General features: G+C 69.7%; 16 protein-coding genes and 1 pseudogene. 9 read left to right on the top strand and 8 right to left on the bottom strand.

Going from position 1 to position 18942, the window contains the following annotated elements:
- From VIP82_RS01170 to VIP82_RS01180, 3 genes and pseudogenes are all read left to right on the top strand, one after another.
- Positions 1-575: pseudogene (locus VIP82_RS01170) on the top strand (aminomethyl transferase family protein); the annotation flags it as partial.
- A 44-nt stretch (positions 576-619) separates the two neighbouring features.
- Positions 620-2026, top strand: coding sequence for a vanillate/3-O-methylgallate O-demethylase (ligM, locus tag VIP82_RS01175; protein WP_331905471.1), 1407 nt, complete (start codon positions 620-622; stop codon positions 2024-2026).
- 98 nt (positions 2027-2124) lie between these two features.
- The gene (locus tag VIP82_RS01180) at positions 2125-2985 is read left to right on the top strand and encodes an IclR family transcriptional regulator (RefSeq protein WP_331905472.1); all 861 of its coding nucleotides are present in this window, start codon (positions 2125-2127) and stop codon (positions 2983-2985) included.
- Positions 2986-3068: 83 nt separating this feature from the next.
- Here the strand turns inward: VIP82_RS01180 and VIP82_RS01185 are convergent, their stop codons facing one another.
- The 4 genes from VIP82_RS01185 to VIP82_RS01200 form a co-directional block, all read right to left on the bottom strand.
- Positions 3069-4691, bottom strand: a complete 1623-nt coding sequence (locus tag VIP82_RS01185) for a tannase/feruloyl esterase family alpha/beta hydrolase (protein WP_331905473.1) — start codon at positions 4689-4691, stop codon at positions 3069-3071.
- A gap of 155 nt (positions 4692-4846) precedes the next feature.
- Entirely contained in the window at positions 4847-5626 is a 780-nt protein-coding gene (locus VIP82_RS01190) for a DUF1932 domain-containing protein (protein WP_331905474.1), read from the bottom strand.
- Positions 5627-5636: 10 nt separating this feature from the next.
- Positions 5637-6566: an IclR family transcriptional regulator gene (locus VIP82_RS01195; protein ID WP_331905475.1), complete on the bottom strand. Its 930-nt coding sequence runs from the start codon at positions 6564-6566 to the stop codon at positions 5637-5639.
- Positions 6567-6721: 155 nt separating this feature from the next.
- Positions 6722-8089, bottom strand: a complete 1368-nt coding sequence (locus VIP82_RS01200) for an aminomethyl transferase family protein (protein WP_331905476.1) — start codon at positions 8087-8089, stop codon at positions 6722-6724.
- 284 nt (positions 8090-8373) lie between these two features.
- Here VIP82_RS01200 and VIP82_RS01205 point away from each other — a divergent pair, with 284 nt between their 5' ends.
- From VIP82_RS01205 to VIP82_RS01225, 5 genes are read left to right on the top strand one after another with little or no spacing between them, the layout of a single operon-like run.
- The gene (locus VIP82_RS01205) at positions 8374-9153 is read left to right on the top strand and encodes an ABC transporter ATP-binding protein (RefSeq protein ID WP_331905477.1); all 780 of its coding nucleotides are present in this window, start codon (positions 8374-8376) and stop codon (positions 9151-9153) included.
- Positions 9140-9850 (top strand): ABC transporter ATP-binding protein, encoded by a 711-nt coding sequence (locus tag VIP82_RS01210; protein ID WP_331905478.1) that lies wholly within the window; start codon positions 9140-9142, stop codon positions 9848-9850. The genes VIP82_RS01205 and VIP82_RS01210 overlap by 14 nt, the downstream gene beginning before the upstream one ends.
- A gap of 2 nt (positions 9851-9852) precedes the next feature.
- Positions 9853-10734 (top strand): branched-chain amino acid ABC transporter permease, encoded by an 882-nt coding sequence (locus tag VIP82_RS01215; RefSeq protein ID WP_331905479.1) that lies wholly within the window; start codon positions 9853-9855, stop codon positions 10732-10734.
- Positions 10734-11858: a branched-chain amino acid ABC transporter permease gene (locus VIP82_RS01220; protein WP_331905480.1), complete on the top strand. Its 1125-nt coding sequence runs from the start codon at positions 10734-10736 to the stop codon at positions 11856-11858. Before VIP82_RS01215 ends, VIP82_RS01220 begins: the two co-directional genes overlap by 1 nt.
- Before the next feature lie 50 nt (positions 11859-11908).
- Entirely contained in the window at positions 11909-13177 is a 1269-nt protein-coding gene (locus VIP82_RS01225; protein WP_331905481.1) for an ABC transporter substrate-binding protein, read from the top strand.
- 81 nt (positions 13178-13258) lie between these two features.
- Here the strand turns inward: VIP82_RS01225 and VIP82_RS01230 are convergent, their stop codons facing one another.
- A complete protein-coding gene (locus VIP82_RS01230) occupies positions 13259-13918 on the bottom strand; it encodes a GntR family transcriptional regulator (protein ID WP_331905482.1) in 660 nt (219 codons plus the stop codon).
- A gap of 306 nt (positions 13919-14224) precedes the next feature.
- On the opposite strand from VIP82_RS01230, the gene VIP82_RS01235 reads away from it, so the two are divergent.
- Complete coding sequence (locus VIP82_RS01235; protein ID WP_331905483.1) at positions 14225-15721, top strand: aldehyde dehydrogenase family protein; 1497 nt, start codon at positions 14225-14227, stop codon at positions 15719-15721.
- A 22-nt stretch (positions 15722-15743) separates the two neighbouring features.
- Here VIP82_RS01235 and VIP82_RS01240 read toward each other — a convergent pair whose 3' ends face one another.
- The 3 genes from VIP82_RS01240 to VIP82_RS01250 form a co-directional block, all read right to left on the bottom strand.
- Positions 15744-16325 (bottom strand): dihydrofolate reductase family protein, encoded by a 582-nt coding sequence (locus VIP82_RS01240; protein ID WP_331905484.1) that lies wholly within the window; start codon positions 16323-16325, stop codon positions 15744-15746.
- Positions 16326-16388: 63 nt separating this feature from the next.
- A complete protein-coding gene (locus VIP82_RS01245; protein WP_331905485.1) occupies positions 16389-17228 on the bottom strand; it encodes a helix-turn-helix domain-containing protein in 840 nt (279 codons plus the stop codon).
- 128 nt (positions 17229-17356) lie between these two features.
- Positions 17357-18787 carry an HNH endonuclease signature motif containing protein gene (locus VIP82_RS01250; protein ID WP_331905486.1) on the bottom strand — a complete coding sequence of 477 codons (1431 nt, stop codon included), beginning with the start codon at positions 18785-18787 and terminating at the stop codon, positions 17357-17359.
- Positions 18788-18942: the final 155 nt, after the last annotated feature.

The following is an 18942-nucleotide window of genomic DNA, read 5'->3' on the forward strand; positions in this document are numbered from 1 at the left end:
ACGACCGGCTCAGGGCCTATCGCGAGTGGCTGCCGGCCCCGGCTGCAGGGTCGCTGGGCGGCAGCTTCGATTCACCGGACATCGAGGACTACTACCTGACACCCTACGACCTGGATTACGGCCGCTCGGTGGCGTTCGATCACGACTTCACCGGGCGCGACGCACTTGAGGCCCTGCCCGAGGGGTCCCGGCGCACCAAGGTGACGCTCGTCTGGAACCCCGACGACGTGCAGGAGGCGATCGGCTCCCTCCTGCGCCCGGGCCTCCCGGCCAAATACATCGACCTGCCGAAGGCGCGGTACGCCCTGTACCAGGTGGATCGGGTGATGCTGGATGGTGCCACCATCGGCCAATCGTTCGACTGCGGCTATATCGCGAACGAGCAGTCCTTCGTGTCGCTCGCCAGCCTTGACCCCGGGACCGCCCGGGACGGCGACGAGGTAACCGTCCTCTGGGGTGAAACGCCCAACTCTGCCAAGCTCCAGGTCGAACCGCACCGGCAGGTTGAAATGCGGGCAATCGTCGCGCCCGCCCCGTTCGTACAGTACGCGCGCGAAAACTACCGCGCCGCCTGAGCGCGCGGCGCAGGAAACCGGACCCCTACCGAAGGAGAAACCTGATGGCCCAGACGACCCTGCAGGATGTGCTCGACGAGGCAGGCAACGCCGTCGAACTGTTGCGCAACTCCCAGCTTGGCACCTACATCTACCCGGTGGTGCCAGCGGAGTTCACCAACTGGCGGCGCGAGCAGCGGGCCTGGCGCGAAACCGCGGTGCTCTACGACCAGTCCCATCACATGGTGAACTTCTTCATGACGGGACCTGGCGCGCTTAAGCTCCTGTCCGACACTGGCATCAACAGCTTCGCGGGCTTCCCCGTAAACACCGCCAAGCAGTTCGTGCCGACGGCGTCCAACGGCGGCGTGATCGGCGACGGCATCCTCTTCCACCTGGCCGAACACGAGTTCGTCTACGTTGGGCGCGCCCCCGCAGCGAACTGGCTCCAGTTCCACGCCGAGACCGGCGGGTACGACGTCGAGTGCAGATATGACGACCGGTCGCCGTCGCGGCCCTACGGGCAGGCAGTCCAGCGAGAGTACTTCCGCTTCCAGATCCAGGGTCCGAACGCCTGGCAAATCATTGAGAAGCTCAACAGCGGAAAGCTTGAGCAGGTGAAGTTCTTCCACATGGGGCACCTGGCGATTGCTGGTGAGCAGGTACGCACACTGCGCCATGGCATGGCCGGCGCTCCCGGACTGGAGATCTGGGGACCGTATGGGCAGCACGGCAAAATCCGCGACGCCGTGCTGGAGGCCGGTGCCGAGTTCGGCATCGAACCCTGCGGATCCCGCGCGTACTCGTCGAACACCCTTGAGTCGGGCTGGATCCCTTCGCCGCTGCCGGCAATCTACAGCAGTGAGGCCGAACGGGCCTATCGGGAGTGGCTGCCGGCCACGAGCTACGAGGCGATCAACGCGCTGGCCGGCTCCTATGTGTCCCGGAACATCGAGGACTACTACCTGACGCCATGGGAGCTCGGCTATGGCTCGTTCGTGAAGTTCGACCACGACTTCATCGGCCGGGAGGCCCTCGAGCAGGTCGATCCCGAGTCGCAGCGCAAGAAGGTCACGCTCGCCTGGAACGACGAGGACCTGGGCAGGATCCTCACGAGCGTGCTCGACCGCGAAGGCCCGGGGTATCAGTTCTTCGACCTGCCGAACGCGAACTACGGATCGTCCAATTACGACGCCGTGATCGACGCGGACGGCAGCCACGTCGGGCTGTCGCTCTTCACCGGCGTCACCGCCAACGAGAAGCGCGGCCTCTCGCTGGCGACGGTCGACCGCGACGTGCCGATCGGCGCGGAGCTGCGCGTGGTGTGGGGCGAGCCCGACGGCGGCTCCGGCAAGACCACGGTCGAACCGCACGAGCAGATCGCGGTGCGCGCCGTCGTCAGCCCGGTGCCGTACGCCGAGACCGTGCGGCAGGAGTATCACGGCGGCTGGCGCACCGCGGGAGCGGCCTAGCCGGCGGCGCCGGGTCCCGGACGCTTCGACAGGCGCAGCGACCTGGCTCAGCGACCGGCGGCCCCGGCATCCGTCTCCCCACCCGAAGGAGGTTCGACGTGGCACGCGGCTCGGACGGCGAGTCCGTCCTGCACAAGCACCTGCGGGTGCTGCAGGCGTTCGACGTGCTGCGCCCGTTCCTCACGCTGACCGAGATCGTGGAGACGACCGGCCTCGCCGTGTCGACCACCCACCGCCTCGTCGCCGAGCTCGAGCGCGAGGGCCTGCTCGAACGGATGCCGGACCGCTCGTACCGGCTCGGCATCCGGCTGTGGGAGTTCGCGTCGCGAACCCCCGGCGCCCTGGGGCTTCGGGAGCTCGCCCGGCCGTGGCTGGAGGCCGTGCACTCGCGTGTGCGTCAGCACACGCAGTTGGGGGTGCTGAGCGGGCGGGACGTGCTCTTCATCGAACGCCTCTCGACCAGGGAGGCGGTCGTCAACGCCACCGTGATCGGCGGCCGCGTGCCGCTGCCGGTCAGCTCGAGCGGCCTGGTGCTGCTCGCCCACTCCGAGCCGGGCGTCGTGGCAGACGTCATCGCAGCCGGCTGGCCGGCGTACACGACGGCGACCATCCGCACCGGAGAGGAGCTGCGAGCGCGGCTGCGTCGGGTGCGGGCAGACGGATTCGCCGTCACCGACGGGCACATCCATCGTGAATCGCGGGGCATCGCCGTGCCGGTCCTCGATGCGCACGGCCTGGTGCACGCATCGCTGGGCGTCGTCGTGCCGAACGACGGCACCTCGCCGCAGGCCGCGGTCGAGCTCCTGACCGTGGCGGCGGCCGGCATCTCGCGTGCGCTCGAGGCGGCGGGTGGCGCGGGCGGGCACGGCATGCGCACGCTCGCCAGCACCTCGCGGCGATCGCTGGACTACTTCTCGTCGCTCGACGCCCACACCCTGCCGTCGGCATCCGCCGGCTGAACGGGGTGACGAAGGCCCGCGCTGCGAAGGCCCCGGGGCGGACCCCGGGGCCTTCGCGCGTCACGACGAGACGGGTCGCGCGGTCACCCCGTCACGCAGGTGAACGAGCTCGCGTCGTCGATCGATCCGGTTCCGGAGTACTCGGGCCAGGCCGGGTACTCGCACATCGGGCGCGTGCGATCGGCGCCCGCGTTGCCGTCGCTGGCGACGAGGCCGGACGGGGCGATGCCCTGCTCGACCCAGTCGACGATGGCGTCGAGGCCGTCGTACTGCGCCAGGAACCGGCCCTGGCCGTGGCCCCAGCCGGGCACCATGTAGAACTTCGCGAACTTGTCGAGGCGCTTGCCGAACTCGTCCTGCAGCGACTCCCAGTACTGCACGGTGTTGTGCGGCGTGATGAAGTCGTCGATGGTGCCGTGGGTCAGGATGATCTTGCCCCCGTGCGCGCGGAACTGGTTGAGCGAGACATCCGTCACGTCCATGATCTCGCCGACCTCCTGCACCCGATCGGCGTAGTCCAGCGGATCGACCGTGTACGGGTCGAAGCCGGGGGGATCACCCGCGACGCCGTACCGCATCGTGGCCTCGAACACGGCGAACTGCAGCCCCTGCGCCTGCGCGCTGGAGCCGAAGCCCGCGAAGCCCTGGTAAAGGGCCCCTTCGAGGAGCGCGCTCTTCGCGAAGATCGAGTTGCCCTCGATGTCGATGCCCAGGTCGTAGTCGGTGCTGATCTTCACCGCGGCTGCGATCTCGACGTCCGAGAGGCACGTGTCGACGGTGCCGGCATCCACTCCCGCAGGGCAGGCGAGGGACTGGATGTCGAACGCCGCGTCGCAGCCGGCGACATCGCTGATGATCCCGTCCACGGCACCGTCCAGCCCGTCGCACGTCGCGTAGACCGCGTTCGTGATCGTCGCCGTCTCGGCGGAGTTGAGGTGCCCGGCGCCGCCCTCGAGCTGCAGCGCGTCGCGGAAGTTGACCGCGCCGACGTGCATCATCGTGACGTTATAGGCCGGGTAGTTCGCGATGACGCCGTCGTAGTCCTTCGGGTAGCGCGCCGCCGCGTCGAGGGCCTCGTGCCCGCCCTGGGAGCCGCCGATGAAGTACGACCACTCGGCGTCCATGCCGTAGGCCGCGTCGATGACGACCGCGGCCGCATCGTGCGCCTTCTTGACCGACCACTGCCCGTAGTTGAGGAACAGCTCCTCGTCGAGCTGGAACGTGCCGTCGAACCCGGGCGCCCCCTGGTGCCCGCCGTCGGAGCCGAGGGTGACCCAGCCCTGCGACAGCGCGGTCGGGGTGCCGGCCGGCTGAGCGGTGTAGGCGCCGGTCGCGGTGACCAGGGATCCGTCGAACCCGCCGCCGCCGAACTGCAGCGTGCGCTCGTTCCAGAGCGCGGGAAGGTTGACCCGGAACTGCATGTCCTGCGGTGCCGAGACCGCACGGATCCAGCCGGTGACCGCGCAGTAGCTGCCGGCGGCATCCCACACCGCCGTCTCTACGTCGGCGCCGCTCGTCGGCAGTCCGATGTCCTTCGCGTCCATCGTGAGGCCGGCGAGCGACGTGCACTCGGATGCCGTGAGGGTGGGCGAGCCGGCGTGGGGACCGCCGGGTGCTGCCGTGGCCGACGTGACGCCGGCCGTGAGGACGAGAGCTGCGGCGATGCCCAGCGACACCGCTGACAGTCGCCTGAACGTTGATTTCATCGACGCTCCTTCGCGTTGTGAACCGCAGCCGCCGTGGGGTCGGCGCCGTGCGTGTGCGGCGAGGATCGCATCCGCTCACGCCGGCGGCAACGCCACTTCCGTCCAATGCGCTCCGCCGTTGTGCCGGGCGGGCGGTGCGGGTATCGTGCCGGGCTTCAGTCGTGATCGCGCTCGGCGACGAGCCGCTCGAACCAGGCCAGCGTCGCGCGGGTCATGTCGGCGGGCTGCCCTGACGACTCGAGTGCCGCCAGGGCCGCGCGCACCTCGTGCTCGCGGCGCACGGCGTGCAGGGTCGAGCCGTCGACGAGCCGCTCGACGAGCGCGGCGCCGTCGGGACCCAGCTCGTCCACCATCTGCCCGCGCAGCCACTCCTCGGCGCCGGCGGCGCGCGCGGCACCGAGCCCCTCGAGCACGAGCGCCGCGAGTCCCTTCATGAACACGCTCCGCAGCAGCCGCAGGCGCGCGGCTTCGCCCGCGTCGCCGTCGATGACCTCGACGGGCACCTCGAACGGGCCCACGCGCTCGGCGAACGCGCGTGCTCCGGGCCCGCTCGCGAGGAGCGGCGTCCGGTGCCCGGCCCGCACCACCGGTGCGAGCACCGCGACATCGGCCATCGCGAGTCCGCGGTCGGCGGCGAGGCGGGCGATGCGCTGCTTGAGGTCGGGGGCGGCGGTGTTGAGATCGGCGTACACGGCCCCCGCGGCGATGTGCGGCAGCGCCTCGCGGGCGACGGATGCCGCGGCATGCCCGGTGACGAGGCTCAGCGCCACGTCGGCCCCGGCGACGGTGTCGGCCAGCGTCGCGAACTGCGGAACGTCGGGATCGCCGAGGTCGTGGGCGGGGTCGAAGGCGCGGATGTCGGCCCCGGCATTCGCCAGACCGCGGGCGTAACGACGGCCGGCCTCGCCGAGGCCGAGGATCGCGATCGTCGTCATGGCCGCCACCCTAGAGCACCGGCGCAGGCCCGAGGCCGGCACCGGTGGCGGGATCGGAGGCACCCGGAGCGACGGGCGTTCCGGCGTCGTGCGGGTCGGTGTCGAGGCTCTCGAGATACTCGAGCGAGCGCCGCGACCCGCTCACGAGCGAGCGGATGCCGTGGGTGCGCTCGTCGACGTCGGGCCGGTAGGCGATCGCGAGCTCGCGGGCGATGCCGGCGGCGGCACGGCGCAGCAGTTCGGCGTAGCCGTGGGTCGAGGCGCCGTCGTTGGGCACCACCACCCCGATCGCCGCGTAGACGCTGCCGCCCGGTCCGGTCACGGGCACCGCGATGCCACGGGACTCGGGGTGGATCGCGCCCTCCGTCACCGCATACCCGTCCTCGCGCACGCGTCGCAGCTGCGCGCGCAGTTCTGCGCCGCTGCGGATCGTGTTGTCGGTGTACGGCCGCAGCCCGCGCGCGATCACGTCGTTGACGAGGGCGTTGTCGGCATGCGCCAGCAGCACGAGACCGCTGGACGACGCGTGCAGCGGGATGCGGCCGCCGATGAGCGTCGCGTTGACGACGGCCTCGCGGGTCGACATCCGGTCGATGAACAGCACGTCGTGCCCGCTCAGCACGCCCAGCTGCGCGTGCTGCCGCACCCGTTCGTGCACGGCGCCCAGCCAGGGCCGCGCGATCTCGCGGAGACCGACCGCGCCCGGCGTGCGGCTGGCGAACTCCCACAGCCGCACGCCGAGACGGTACGTGCGATCCGGCAGCCGCTCGAGGAGCCCCTCGCGCTCGAGCTCGGCGATCAGTCGGTGCGCGCTCGAACGGGGCACGCCCGCGGCATCGGCGATCTCGCTGAGCGTGAGGAACGGATGCCACGCGTCGAAGCTCTCGAGCACGCGCAGGTGCCGGTGCAAGACCGACTCACCCGCAGATCCTCGTGCCACGGCATCCTCCTCGATGACGCCGCCATCGTAACCCCGCGGTCATCGCGGAGTTCCGTTCAGCGGAAGCCCAGGGCGTTTCGTCTCGCTCGTTCCTCGCTCGCTCAACGACCGCTCGTTGAGCGAGCGAAGCGAGCCGAAACGCCCCCGAACGCGGCTCAGGCGTTCGCGCGATAGACCGTCCGCGCGTAGTCGTGGTACGGCGCGGGGGCGACGGTCGCACGGATGCGCACCTGGCGGTGGTCGGCGTCGACCGAGTCCTTGCGCGAGACCGGATCCTCGCCCCAGACGACCTCGACCTCGTCGCCGTCGCGGAGTCCCGCGTCCAGGGTGGCCAGCGACATGTAGAGCTGGTCGTACGCCACGTAGCCGGCATCCGTCGAGATCCCCACGCGCTCGCCGTCCTTCAGGATCTCGTCCATCTGGTACAGCCCGTAGCGGGCCTTGGGGAAGTCCAGGTACTTCGCGGGCGTGCCCGGTTCGACCTGCGAGCGGACGACCGCCGCGACGTCGTCGGCGTTCCAGATCAGCGTGACCTTGCGCCGGCGCTGGTTCTCGGCATGCTTCTCGAGCGCCTCGCGGCCGTGGAAGTCGTGGTCGAAGCGCACCGAGCGCCCGAGGCCGATGTCGAACGGCGTCATGTAGAAGTCGTGGACGTCGGTCGAGTACAGCGAGCCGGCGACCGAGCCGATGCGCGCGGCGGGGAGCCAGGCGCGGTACTCCGCGAAGTCCTCGTCGAAGACGGCGGGGAACGGCGTCGGCACCCACCCCGACTCCAGCGGCGACGACGAGTACGCCTTCGCGCCGACGCGGCGGATGTCGTGCTCCTCTCCGGCCGACATGAGCGCCTCGAGCACGATCTCGTTGTGTTCCCAGGGGCCGTAGAACTCGAACCCGGGCTGTCCGGCCATGCCGTGCCGGAGCGCCTTGACCGGCCGCCCGGCGATGGTCACGTCGCCGATGTGGAAGAACTTGATCTCGGGCGCCGGTCCGCCGAACACCTTCTCCATGACGAGGTCGGCGTGGGGGCCCTGCAACTCGTAGCGGTAGAAGGTCGGCGGTCCCTGCCGCATGTGAGAGTTCGCCTCGAGGCGGTAACGGACGTCCTTGCCGGCGGACTGCGCCTTCTCGACGTTGAACCGCACCCAGTCGATGAGGATGTGGTGCCCGATGAGCACGAGCCCCTCGGGGCCGTCGGAGTTGTAGAACAGGATCCCGTCGCCGATGAGGTAGCCGTCCTGGTTCACGGAGATGAGCTGCTTGGCGACGCCGGGCCGGAACGTCGCGAACGTGTTGGGCGAGATCGAGCTCAGGAGCGGGATGAGGTCGGCGCCGTCGAGGAACAGCTGCGTCATGTGGTGCGACTGGTCCATGAGCGCGACTGACGTGTTCCACGCCCGCTGCTCGTCGCGCCAGTTCGTGAACTCCGGTGCGACCGGGAATGTGAATGCCGGCCAGTTCTGGTTGCGCAGCAGTTCCACCGCGCTGCCTGCGCGATCGATCGCCTGGGCGAGTGTCTCGGTCATCGTCGACCCTCCTTCGTTGTTGCGGAAGCTGCGGTCAGCGTAGGAGCGATGCCGTGCGATCTCACGGGGCAGTTCCGTTGAGCGGAAACAGATGCCCGCGGCGGTCGCTCTGCGCGTCACCATCGAGTCGCAAGGTCACGGTCGCGGAACTTCACACCAAAATCGTTGACAATCTCGCCGCACGTCCGTAGTTTTCCCAGCAGGGGAGGACTCGAGTCCCCGGACCGGCCGCGACGACGCGAGATGCCAAGGCGCGATGACGCGAGAGTGCGAAAGGTGGAGCGATGGGCGCTCGGCTCGCAGTCCGTGACGTCAGCCTGCAGTTCGGCGGCGTCAAGGTGCTCGAAGACGTGACCTTCACGGTGGAAGCCGGGCAGATCTTCGGTCTCGTCGGGCCCAACGGCGCCGGCAAGACGTCGCTGTTCAACTGCGTCAGCGGCCACTACCGGCCGAGCTCCGGCTCGATCACGATCGACGGCGACGAGGTGTTGGGCTCCGCGCCGGCCACACTCGCCCGCCACGGACTCGCCCGCACGTTCCAGCATCCGGCGCTGCAGCTGCGGGAGACCGTACTCGAGAACGTGCTGCTCGGCGCGCACAGCCGTCTGCCGGGCGGACCGCTGGAGTGGTCGCTGCGCCTTCCGCGGACGGTGCGATCCGAGAAGGCGCTGCGCCAGGAGGCGCTCGCCCTGCTCGAGAGCCACGGCCTCGGCTGGGCCGCGAAGACGCGCGCCGACGAGCTCTCGCACGGACTGCACAAGGGCGTCGAGCTATGCCGGGCGCTCCTCATGAAGCCCCGGCTGCTGCTGCTCGACGAGCCCGCCGCCGGCCTCCCGCACTCCGAGGTCGAGCAGCTCATCGAGACCGTGCGCCGCGTGCGCGACGACGACATCACGGTCGTGATCGTCGAGCACAACATGGGTCTCATCTCCGCCCTCACCGACCGCGTCGTCGTGCTCGACCACGGCCGCAAGCTCATGGAGGGCTCGGCCGCCGACGCTCAGTCCGACCCGCGGGTCATCGAGGCGTACCTCGGAAAGGACGCGGTCGATGACGCTGCTTGAGCTCGCCGACGTCCGGGCGTTCTACGGACGCGTCCAGGTCCTCGAGGGCGTGTCGCTGACCGTCCCCGACGGCGGCGCCGTCGGCATCCTCGGCGCCAACGGCGCCGGCAAGACGACGACCCTGCGCGCCGTGTCGGGCACGGTCCGCTCGACGGGCACGATCCGCTTCGACGGCAAGGACCTCCGTGGCCTCCGTCCCGACCAGGTCGCGGCGCTCGGCATCGCCCATGTGCCCGAGGGGCGCGGCACGCTGTCCGATCTCACGGTGCGCGAGAACCTGCGGGTCGGCGCCTACCGCCGCAAGGACGCAAAGGGCATCCGCGCCGACGTCGACTACTGCCTCGAACTCTTCCCGCAGCTGCAGGACCGCGTCCGCTCGACCGGCTCGGCACTGTCGGGCGGCGAGCAGCAGATGCTGGCGATCGCCCGCGCCATCATGTCCAAGCCGCGGCTCCTGCTGCTGGACGAGGCGTCCCTCGGCCTCGCACCCAGCACCGCGAAGGCCGTGTACCAGGCGATCGGGCGGCTGCGCAGTGAGTCGGGCATCGCGATGGTCGTGGTCGAGCAGAACGCCAACCTCGCCTTCACGCTCGTCGACAGCGCCATCGTGCTCGAGACCGGGCGCAGCGTCCTGACCGGCTCGACGGCGGAGCTCAAGGGCATGGACGAGATCCGCCGCGCGTACCTGGGAGGTTGACGGTGGGCACCTTCATCCAGCTCGTGATCGACGGCCTGTCGACGGGATCGATCTATGCGGCGCTCGCGCTCGCGATCGTCCTGGTCAACCAGGCGACGGGCCTCATCAACTTCGCCCAGGGCGGCATGGCCGTGCTGTCGGCCTACATCGCGTGGGCCCTCAACGGCTTCGGCGTGCCGATCCTGCTCGCGATCCTCGCCGCCATCGTCGCCTCGTTCCTCCTCGGCGCGATCATCGAGCGGTACCTCATCCGCCGCTTCGAGCGGGGCGACCCCGACACCGCCGTCGTCGTCACGATCGGGCTCCTGACCCTGATCACCGGGTTCTGCGCCTGGGTCTGGACGTACAACAACCGCCTCTTCCCGTCGTTGTTCCCGCTCGAGACGATCCAGGTCGGTGGGGCCGTGATCAGCGTGCGCTCGCTCGGCACGATCATCGTCATCGTCGTGATCATGCTGCTGCTGCAGGCGCTCTTCCTCGGCACGAAACTGGGCCTGGCCCTCCGCGCGGTCGCGATCAACCCCGCATCCGCGGCGTTCTCGGGCGTCAACGTCGGCCGCAGCCTCATGGTCGGCTGGGGACTCGCCGCCGTCCTCGGCGCCGTCGCCGGCGTGCTGGTCGCCCCGCAGCTCACTCTGACCCCCGGGATGATGGACTCCGCCCTCGTGTACGCGCTCGCGGCGTGCATCCTCGGCGGTCTCTCCAGCCCCATCGGCGTGGTCGTCGCCGCGTGGCTGATCGGCGTGCTCGAGAACCTCGCGGCCGTCTACATCCCCTTCATCGGGCACGACCTCAAGATCGCCGTGCCGTTCATCCTCATCTTCGTCGTGCTCATCGTGCGGCCACAGGGCCTGTTCGGCCGGAAAGCGGTGGTGCGCGTCTGATGCCTTCGACCGCGGAGTCCTCGAGCCGGATCCCCTTCCTCGCCCGTCCCTGGGTGAGGTGGGCGGGGATCGGCCTCGTCGTCGTGCTGCTCGTGGTCGGGCCGCTCATCCTGCCCGAGTTCGCCAACCAGACGATCGCCCGCATCGGCGTCTTCGCCGTCGCCGTGCTCGGTCTCAACGTGGTGATGGGCTACACCGGTCAGGTCTCGCTGGGTCAGATCTTCTTCGTCGGTGTCGGGGCGTACGCCACCGCGTGGGGCGTGGAGCACGACTGGAACGTCGTGCTGGTGTTCCTGCTGGCGTGCCTGGTGCCCGCGGTCATCGGACTCCTCATCGCCCTCGCCGCGGCGCGACTGGGCGGCCTCGCCATCGCGATGGTGACGATCGCCCTGCCCATCGTCGGCGTGCCGCTCGCGAAGCGGCTGTCGGACCTCACCGGCGGATCCCAGGGCACCTCCGCGCGTTTCACCGACGCCCCCGAGTGGACCGGGCTGTACGACGACCAGTGGCAGCTGTACATCGTGATCCTCATCGGCGGCATCACGTTCCTGCTGACCCGCAACCTCGTCCGCGGCAAGTACGGCCGCGCGTTCGCGATCGTGAAGGGCAACGAGGCCGTAGCCGGCTCGATGGGCATCTCGCCGTACCGCTACAAGGTGCTCGCGTTCACGATCGCGTCGCTCATCGGCGGCGTCAGCGGCTTCCTCTACATGGTGGTGATCCAGTACACCTCGCCCGAGACGCTGCACTTCGGGCACTCGATCGAGCTCCTGGCCTCGATGGTGATCGGCGGTGCCGGCAGCATCGTCGGCTCCCTCCTCGGCGGCGCCTGGTACGTCCTGCTGCCGCAGATCACGAACCTCATCGACCCCAACATCACGGCGATGCTGCAGGGCGCGATCCTCCTCATCGTCCTCTTCATCCTGCCCGGCGGCCTCGTCTCGCTGCCGAGGCTGTGGCGCCGTCGCCGGCGCGACGGAGACTCGCCCCGCGGCGCCGCGCCGACCGGTGGCATGGCACGGACGGATGCCGCGGCCGGCGTATCGGGATCCTCCTCGGTCGCCGACGCACTGGGGGCTCCCTCGGCGCCCCCGCCCACGACCCCACCACCACCCACCCCCTGAGCAGTCTTCAAGCACCGTGCAGTCTTAATCCACACAGAGAGGCAGGACCAATGAGTACGAACCGCAGGAAGATGCGTGTCGCCTCGGTCGTCGCAGGGATCGGCATCGTCGCCGTCCTCGCCGCCGGCTGCTCGCGCGGCGGCGGCACGCCGAACAGCACCGAAGACGGGGCCGCCGAGGCGAGTCCCGGAATCACCGACACCGCGATCACGCTGGGCATCACCACGCCGCTGAGCGGCCCCACGGCAGGCCCGGGAACGTGCACCGTGGCCGGCATCACGGCCTACTTCGGCGCCAAGAACGCGGACGGCGGCGTCGAGTTCGGCGACGGCAAGACCCGCACGGTCGAGATCGAAGCGCTCGACGACGAGTACGACCCGCAGAAGGCCAAGGCCAACTACGACCAGCTGAAGAGCAGCGTGTTCGCGATGACGGCGGGCCTCGGCACTCCCACCAACCGTGCGTGGCGCGAGGCGGCGATCGCCGACGAGGTGCCGCAGGCGCTGATCATGTCGGGCGACCCGATCTTCAGCGACCAGCAGGAGAGCCCGTGGTCGCTCGGGTTCGTGCCGATCTATCAGAACGAGGGCCAGGCCTTCGGCGAGTTGCTGGCGAGCTCGGGGGAGGACCACACGGTCGCGATCCTGTCGCAGAACGACGATTACGGCGAGGGCTACGTCGAGGGCTTCAAAACCGGCATCGAGGGCGCCGACAACATCGAGATCGTGAAGGAGCTTACCTACGAGGCGACCGACACCTCGGTCGACGCGCAGCTGACCGAGCTCGCGGGCTCGGGCGCCGACGTCTTCTTCAACGCGATGTCGATCACGCCGCTCGTCATCTCGTCGCTGCAGAAGACGCAGGAGCTCGGCTGGCTGCCCTCGTGGTTCCTGCCGTCGAACACCTCGAGCCCGAGTGCCATCCTCGAGCCCGGCGGTGCGTCGGCGTTCCCTGGCGTCTACACCGTTGCGTTCGCCCAGTCGGCGGCCGCCCCGACGTTCGCTGACAGTGAGGACGGCGGCGCCTTCCTCGACGGCCTCAAGGAGTACGCCGACTACTCCGACGTGCCCGCGTTCCCGCACTGCGTCTGGTCGTACCAGGTCGGCGCGACGCTCGAGCAGGTCTTCGCGAAGATGACCGAGCCGACGCGCGACGACTTCATGGAACAGCTGCGCAGCATCTCGGGCTACACCGCGCCGCTCATGCTCGAGGGCTCCACCGTCGACACGACCGAGGACGGCCTGCCCGCCGTCTCGACCGTGCAGGTGCAGAAGTACAACGGCAAGGGCTACGCCCCCGCCGAGAGCTGGGACGAGTGAGCTAGCTCGCTCGACGCGTGAAGCGTGCGGAAGGGGCGGCCGGAGGCATCCGGTCGCCCCTTCCTCTTCGCCCGTCGCGGCTCACTCCATGCCGTGCAGGACCTCGACGATGCCAGCGAGGTGGGCGCGCGTTGCGGCCTCGGCGGCGTCGGGGTCCTTGGCGAGGATCGCGTCGATGATCGCGATGTGCTCGGGAGCCGACGTGGCGGCCCGGCCGGGGTGGAACGCGAGGCGGAACTGGTGGCGCGCAGACTGGGCCCGCAGGCGCTCGAGCAGCTGTGTGGCGGTGCCGTGACGGCTGAGGTCGCGGATGCGGCGGTCGAGCTCCTGGTTGAGACGCGAGTAGGCCATGAGGTCGCCCGACGTGATCGCCGCTTCGATGTCGGAGCGCAGCGCGCGCAGGCGCTCGGCGTCGGCGGGCGTGAGGTTCTCGGCGGCCTTGCGCGCGCAGAGCGTCTCGAGGCCGATGCGCACTTCTACGATCTCGATCGCCTCGTCGACGGTGATCGCGCGCACGCGCGCGCCGCGGTTGGGCAGGCGCTCGACCAGTCCCTCGCCGGCGAGATTGAGGAGGGCGGTGCGCACCGAGGCGCGGGACGCGCCGTACCGCTCGCTCAGGTCGGCTTCGATGAGGCGCTGATGCGGTGCGAACTGGGCGTCGAGGATCGCCTCGCGGATGACCTGGGTGAGGTCGGGCCGCTCCATCGTCGCGTCGTCACTGCGCACTGCGGCATCCGTCATCTCGGCCATCCCCTTCGGCGCCCTCGTCCGTGCACTGACACTATCTCTCGACGATGGTCCCACCGGGAAGCATTCCATACGAAATCTGCGCGAAAATCGTCGACAATCTTGATTCACGCGCATGCGGGAGGCACGCTGGGAGCAGGTGTCGACGGCGCATCCTGCGCCGACCCGCCGACAACCCGAACATCGTGCTTCGGCGATAGCCGGAGCGAGAAGAATGCACACGCCCCGGCGAGCGCCGGAGCCCGACAACACACGCCCTGGCGAGAGCCGGAGCAAGGAAGCACAGAGAGGTGGCGTTCCATGGGCGAGACCGCGATGGGGACATCGGTTCGGACGGGACTGTACATCGGCGGTGAGGAGCGGTTCACCGACGACGTGCTGACGATCCCCGACCCTGGCAGGCCTGGGGCGGTCGTCGGCGAGGCGGCCGCGGCATCCGTTTCTGATGTGAAGGATGCCGTTGCCGCGGCGAAGGCGGCCTTCCCGGCGTGGGCGGCGCTCACGGCTCAGGAGCGCGCCGCGAAGATGGCGGAGGCCATCGCCGGGATCGCAGATGATCGCGACGAGGACGCCGCGATCCTGTCGCAGGAGAACGGCAAGATCCGGATGGAGGCGTGGATCGACGCCCTCGTGTTCGAGATCCGCTGGAACCTCGCCCTGATGCTGGCCGACGAGGTGGACGCCTCCAAGACACTGCCGCCGGTGCCCGGGGCGATCCCGGTGTCGACCGAGGTGACGTATCAGCCGCTGGGCGTCGTGACCGTGATCGTGCCGTTCAACTGGCCCATCGCGATCCTCGGCGCCGCGCTGCCGCACGCGCTGCTGGCCGGCAACACCGCGATCGTGAAGCCGCCGCCCTCGGCGCCGCTGGCGACCACGCGGGTCGTGCAGCGGGTCGCCGAGAAGCTGCCGCCGGGCGTGCTGAACGTCGTCACCGGACGCGATCAGGACATGGCCGACCTCATCCAGAACCCCGACGTCGCCAAGGTCTGCTTCACCGGCAGTGTGAACGGCGGCAAGCGGATCATGGAGATGGCGTCCAAGACGCTGACCCGCGTGACGCTCGAGCTGGGCGGCAACGACGCGGCGGTGTTCCTCGACGACGCGATCCTCGACGACGCGCACCTCGACCGGCTCTACGCCGCGATCTACGACACCACCGGGCAGATCTGCATGAACGCCAAGCGGGTCTTCGTCCATCGTTCACGGCTCGACGAGCTGGTGTCTGGACTCGCCGCGCGGCTCGAGCAGGCCACGCTCGGCCACGGCCTCGACGAGGGCACCACGATGGGCCCGCTGCATCAGCCGGCGCAGAAGGCCTTCGTCGACGAGATCATCCAGGAGGCGAAGGATGCCGGGGCCGACGTGCGCGAGTACGGAGAGCTGCCCGGTGGCGACCTGGCCGGGGGCAACTGGGTCCGCCCCGCGATCGTCGTCGATCCCGAGCTCGACCTGCGCGTGGTCACCCAGGAGCAGTTCGGCCCCGTCATCCCGGTGATCCCGTTCGACGACGAGGACGAGGCGGTGCGCCTCGCCAACGACACGTGGGGCGGGCTCTGCGGATCTGTGTGGACCGGTTCGCCGGAGGCCGCGCAGCGCGTCGGCTCGCAGCTGGAATGCGGCTACGTCTGGGTCAACGACCACGGGGCGACCCGCCTCGACCTGCGGGCGCCGTTCGGCGGCATGAAGCAGTCGGGTTTCGGTCGCGAGCAGGGGATCGAGGGCGTCCGCGCCTTCCAGGACACCCGCTCGATCGCCACGCTCGACCCGGAGGTGCTGGCGTCGATGGCGCACTGACCGGGACAGGGTCGGCGGACGGTCAGCGACGCACCGGAAAGCGCAGGTGAAGCACCCGGCTGCCCAGAACAACGAGGTCTGGGTCTTCCAGCAGGTGCTGTGAGTCGACGGAGCCGAAGTAGCGCTTGCCGGATCCGAGCACGACGGGTGCGACGTCCATGCGCACCTCGTCGACAAGACCTGCGGCGAGCACTTGGCCGCCGACGTCGCCGGCGGCCACCTCGACAGTGCGGTCACCCGCGAGCTCCTGTGCCTTGGTCACGGCGGCCTCGATGCCCCGGACGAAGTGGAACGGCGCGTCGGGGTTCCAGCCTTCGGGCGCCGGCCGGTGTGTCACGACGACGACGTGGTCGATCCCGCTCGGAGGCTGCCCGTCCCACCCGTCCGTGATGTCGAAGCTGTGGCGGCCGGCGATCGTCACCCCGATCTCGTCCCAGTACGGCCGGATGTGGTCGTACGACGCCTGCGTCACGTTCAGTACGCCGCTGCCGTCCAAGGGCACGTCGCCGTTGACCAGCCATTCGAAGAGTGGACCGGGATCGTCGTTCTCAGCCGCGATGAAGCCATCCACCGAGACCGACGCGTTCATGACCACCTTGCCCATGGGCTTCTCCTCTGTTCGCAGTCACAAGTCTCGTGTGTCGTGCGTCGTGGATCTTGTAAGAAATCAATCGGCGGGCAGCGGCCACTCGGCCAGCACGTGGTCGGGATGTTCGCGGAGGAAGCGTTGCCGGACTTCGACATACCGTGTCGGTGTGAGCCCGGTGAACTCCCGGAACTCGTGGACGAAGTGGGCCTGGTCGAAGTAGCCTGCGCGAGCGGCGACGTCGCCCCAGTCGATAGGCGCGGCGACGTTGATCGCCAGCACGGTGGCGGTGAATCGGTAGCTGCGCGCCAGCCGCTTCGGCGTGACGCCGATGACCTCCTTGAACCGCTGAGCCAAGTACGTGCTGCTGGCGCGGGCTGCCACGCCGAGGTCGCTGATCGGCACCGCTCCGCCGGTCTCCGCGATGGCGCTGCTCATCTGGCGGACGATGTCCAGGCCGTTTATCGTGCGCCGCCGTCGCACCAGTTCCGCCTCGAGCAACGTCAGCATCTCGTACGGTCCGTCTGCCAAGGCCAGTCGGTGTCGCAACTCGGCGGTAGCGGGCCGGTCCCAGATCTGCTCCACCGTCGCCGGCCGGTCGCACAAATCGGCCGCGGGCATCGGAAGGAACGGCGCCAGCCCCCACGGTTTGAAGTGGACACCCACGGACCGCGTGGGTGTCGGGTAGCCGAACTCCCACGCCCGGGTGGGCGTGGTGACCGCGCAGCCGTCGGTGTACTGGACGGCTGCTACGTCGGTGCCTGCCCGGATGAGAAACGGCGACCCGAGGTTGACGATGAGTAGAGGCGCCGGGGCCGCCGGCAGCAGTAACCGGGAGTAGGGCGGGTCGCCCTCCAAGTAGTAGAGGTCGTCAACGAGCCCGTCGAGCGGCGGACCGGCCGCCCTGGATACGTACTCCACGCTGCCATCATGGCCGACCGCTCAACGCGCTCGGGTGGCGAGGATGCGCGTCCGCATTCCTCTCACCACGACTGCTGAGGCGCTCGCGAAGCGATCCCCGTACGCGCACGGGACTCTCGAACTGCCCGTCACACGCGTCGTGCGATGAGGTCGTGTTTTCGGGTGGGCGATGTGGTGGCGGGTCGCCATTTGACCTGGGCGTCCCACCAGTAAGGCCCTCTGACGTAGGGGATGCCGTCGATCATGCGGATCTGCCAGCCGCCACTGTCGATCGTCCGATGATGAAACCAGCAGAGCAGGACGCCGTTGTCGGTGTGGGTCGGTCCGCCGCGGGAGTGTTCTTCGACGTGGTGGATCTCGCACCATTGCGGAGGGACAGGGCAGCCGGGGATGAGGCAGCCGCCGTCGCGGAGGGTGATCGCTTTGCGCTGGTAGTGGTTGAAGATGCGGTCCAGGGTCGTGATCGACACGATTCGCCCGTTCTCGCCCAGCACGACGCGTTGGACGGCGCCCGTGCAGGCGATGTGCCGGGCGACCGCGACCGGGACCGGCTGGTCGTCATCGGGGAGGTGGGCGCGACCGCGGCCGGAGGCGAGGTCTTCCTGGCGTACGGAGACGACCAGCGTCGGTGCCGCACCGCCGAGCATGGGCAGCTCGCCGGATGCGGCCGCCGCGGTGAGCAGCACCGCGAACGCGTCATGCAGCTTCTGAGTGTGGCTGCGCAGGTCGGCGGCTGACGCCATCGGCTCCGATGGATCGCGGTCCGCATCATCGACGAAGCAGGGCCCCGGTGCGGGTGCGCCGTCGCCGCGCGGGTTGAGGACGCTGTCGAGTCCCAGCCGCAGCTGCGCGGCCACTTCGGGCAGCAGCAGGCCGCGGAGCGGGACGAGTCCGTCGCCGCCGCGGCGTCCCACGGTGATGCCGCGTTTGCGGAGGGCGCGGGTGTCGTCGGGTTCGGCGCCGTCCTGGTCGAGGTACGCCGCCCATACCTGCGCCAGGGCCCGTAGTTCATCGGCGGACGCGGGAGGTGCGGCATCCACCCCCTCGCCACACGCGGCGGCGGCCAGCTCAGTGTCTGCAGCGAGCATGCCGGCCCGACCGATCTGGCAGCCGCGGAACGCGCCGGTTGCCGCGATCACCCCGTCGATCCCGACCTGCCCGCCGCTCAGTGCGGCTCGCAGCCCCGGAAACTCCGCCGGCAGCACCTCCCCGGTGGACAACGCGACAGCCTGCTGCACCGCCCCCGCGGCCGCGATCATGTCGGACGCCGTCCGCCCCGAGACCCGGGTCGCGCGCTGCACGAGTTCACTGATGTTGCGGCATCCGTGACGCGTCGTGACCCGGTCAGCGTGACCGACGCCACGGTCGCGGTCCACGATCACCGCGACCGCCTCGACCATCACCGCTTCCGCGCTGCGGCGGATCCGGCCCGCCGTGGCGAGCGCACCGAGCACGTCGGCGTCATCGCACCCCCGCAACCCGCCGTCGGCGAGCGCCGCCGCGGACACCCTCGCGAGCGCATCGCCGAGCTCCGTGAGAGCGTCGGCGAGGTTCGTCATACCTCCATTCTGGCGGGAGCCACCGACATTCAAATACCCAGATCAGCATACGAAAAGGGGCTGTGGAGAACGTGAAGAAGAGGCCCGCGAGACGCGCCTGTGGAGGAACAGAGGCTCCGCCGACGACCACGACCACGGTAGGGCCCGAGGTGCCA

Origin of the sequence: Microbacterium sp., assembly GCF_036566905.1 — a bacterium.
GTDB lineage: Bacteria > Actinomycetota > Actinomycetes > Actinomycetales > Microbacteriaceae > Microbacterium.

Excerpts from the sequence above, each read along its gene's own strand:
- ligM (WP_331905471.1), top strand. The coding sequence starts at position 620 with ATGGCCCAGACGACCCTGCAGGATGTGCTCGACGAGGCAGGCAACGCC.
- VIP82_RS01185 (WP_331905473.1), bottom strand. The coding sequence starts at position 4,691 with ATGAAATCAACGTTCAGGCGACTGTCAGCGGTGTCGCTGGGCATCGCC.
- VIP82_RS01190 (WP_331905474.1), bottom strand. The coding sequence starts at position 5,626 with ATGACGACGATCGCGATCCTCGGCCTCGGCGAGGCCGGCCGTCGTTAC.
- VIP82_RS01200 (WP_331905476.1), bottom strand. The coding sequence starts at position 8,089 with ATGACCGAGACACTCGCCCAGGCGATCGATCGCGCAGGCAGCGCGGTG.
- VIP82_RS01205 (WP_331905477.1), top strand. The coding sequence starts at position 8,374 with ATGGGCGCTCGGCTCGCAGTCCGTGACGTCAGCCTGCAGTTCGGCGGC.
- VIP82_RS01210 (WP_331905478.1), top strand. The coding sequence starts at position 9,140 with ATGACGCTGCTTGAGCTCGCCGACGTCCGGGCGTTCTACGGACGCGTC.
- VIP82_RS01220 (WP_331905480.1), top strand. The coding sequence starts at position 10,734 with ATGCCTTCGACCGCGGAGTCCTCGAGCCGGATCCCCTTCCTCGCCCGT.
- VIP82_RS01225 (WP_331905481.1), top strand. The coding sequence starts at position 11,909 with ATGAGTACGAACCGCAGGAAGATGCGTGTCGCCTCGGTCGTCGCAGGG.
- VIP82_RS01230 (WP_331905482.1), bottom strand. The coding sequence starts at position 13,918 with ATGACGGATGCCGCAGTGCGCAGTGACGACGCGACGATGGAGCGGCCC.
- VIP82_RS01235 (WP_331905483.1), top strand. The coding sequence starts at position 14,225 with ATGGGCGAGACCGCGATGGGGACATCGGTTCGGACGGGACTGTACATC.
- VIP82_RS01240 (WP_331905484.1), bottom strand. The coding sequence starts at position 16,325 with ATGGGCAAGGTGGTCATGAACGCGTCGGTCTCGGTGGATGGCTTCATC.
- VIP82_RS01250 (WP_331905486.1), bottom strand. The coding sequence starts at position 18,787 with ATGACGAACCTCGCCGACGCTCTCACGGAGCTCGGCGATGCGCTCGCG.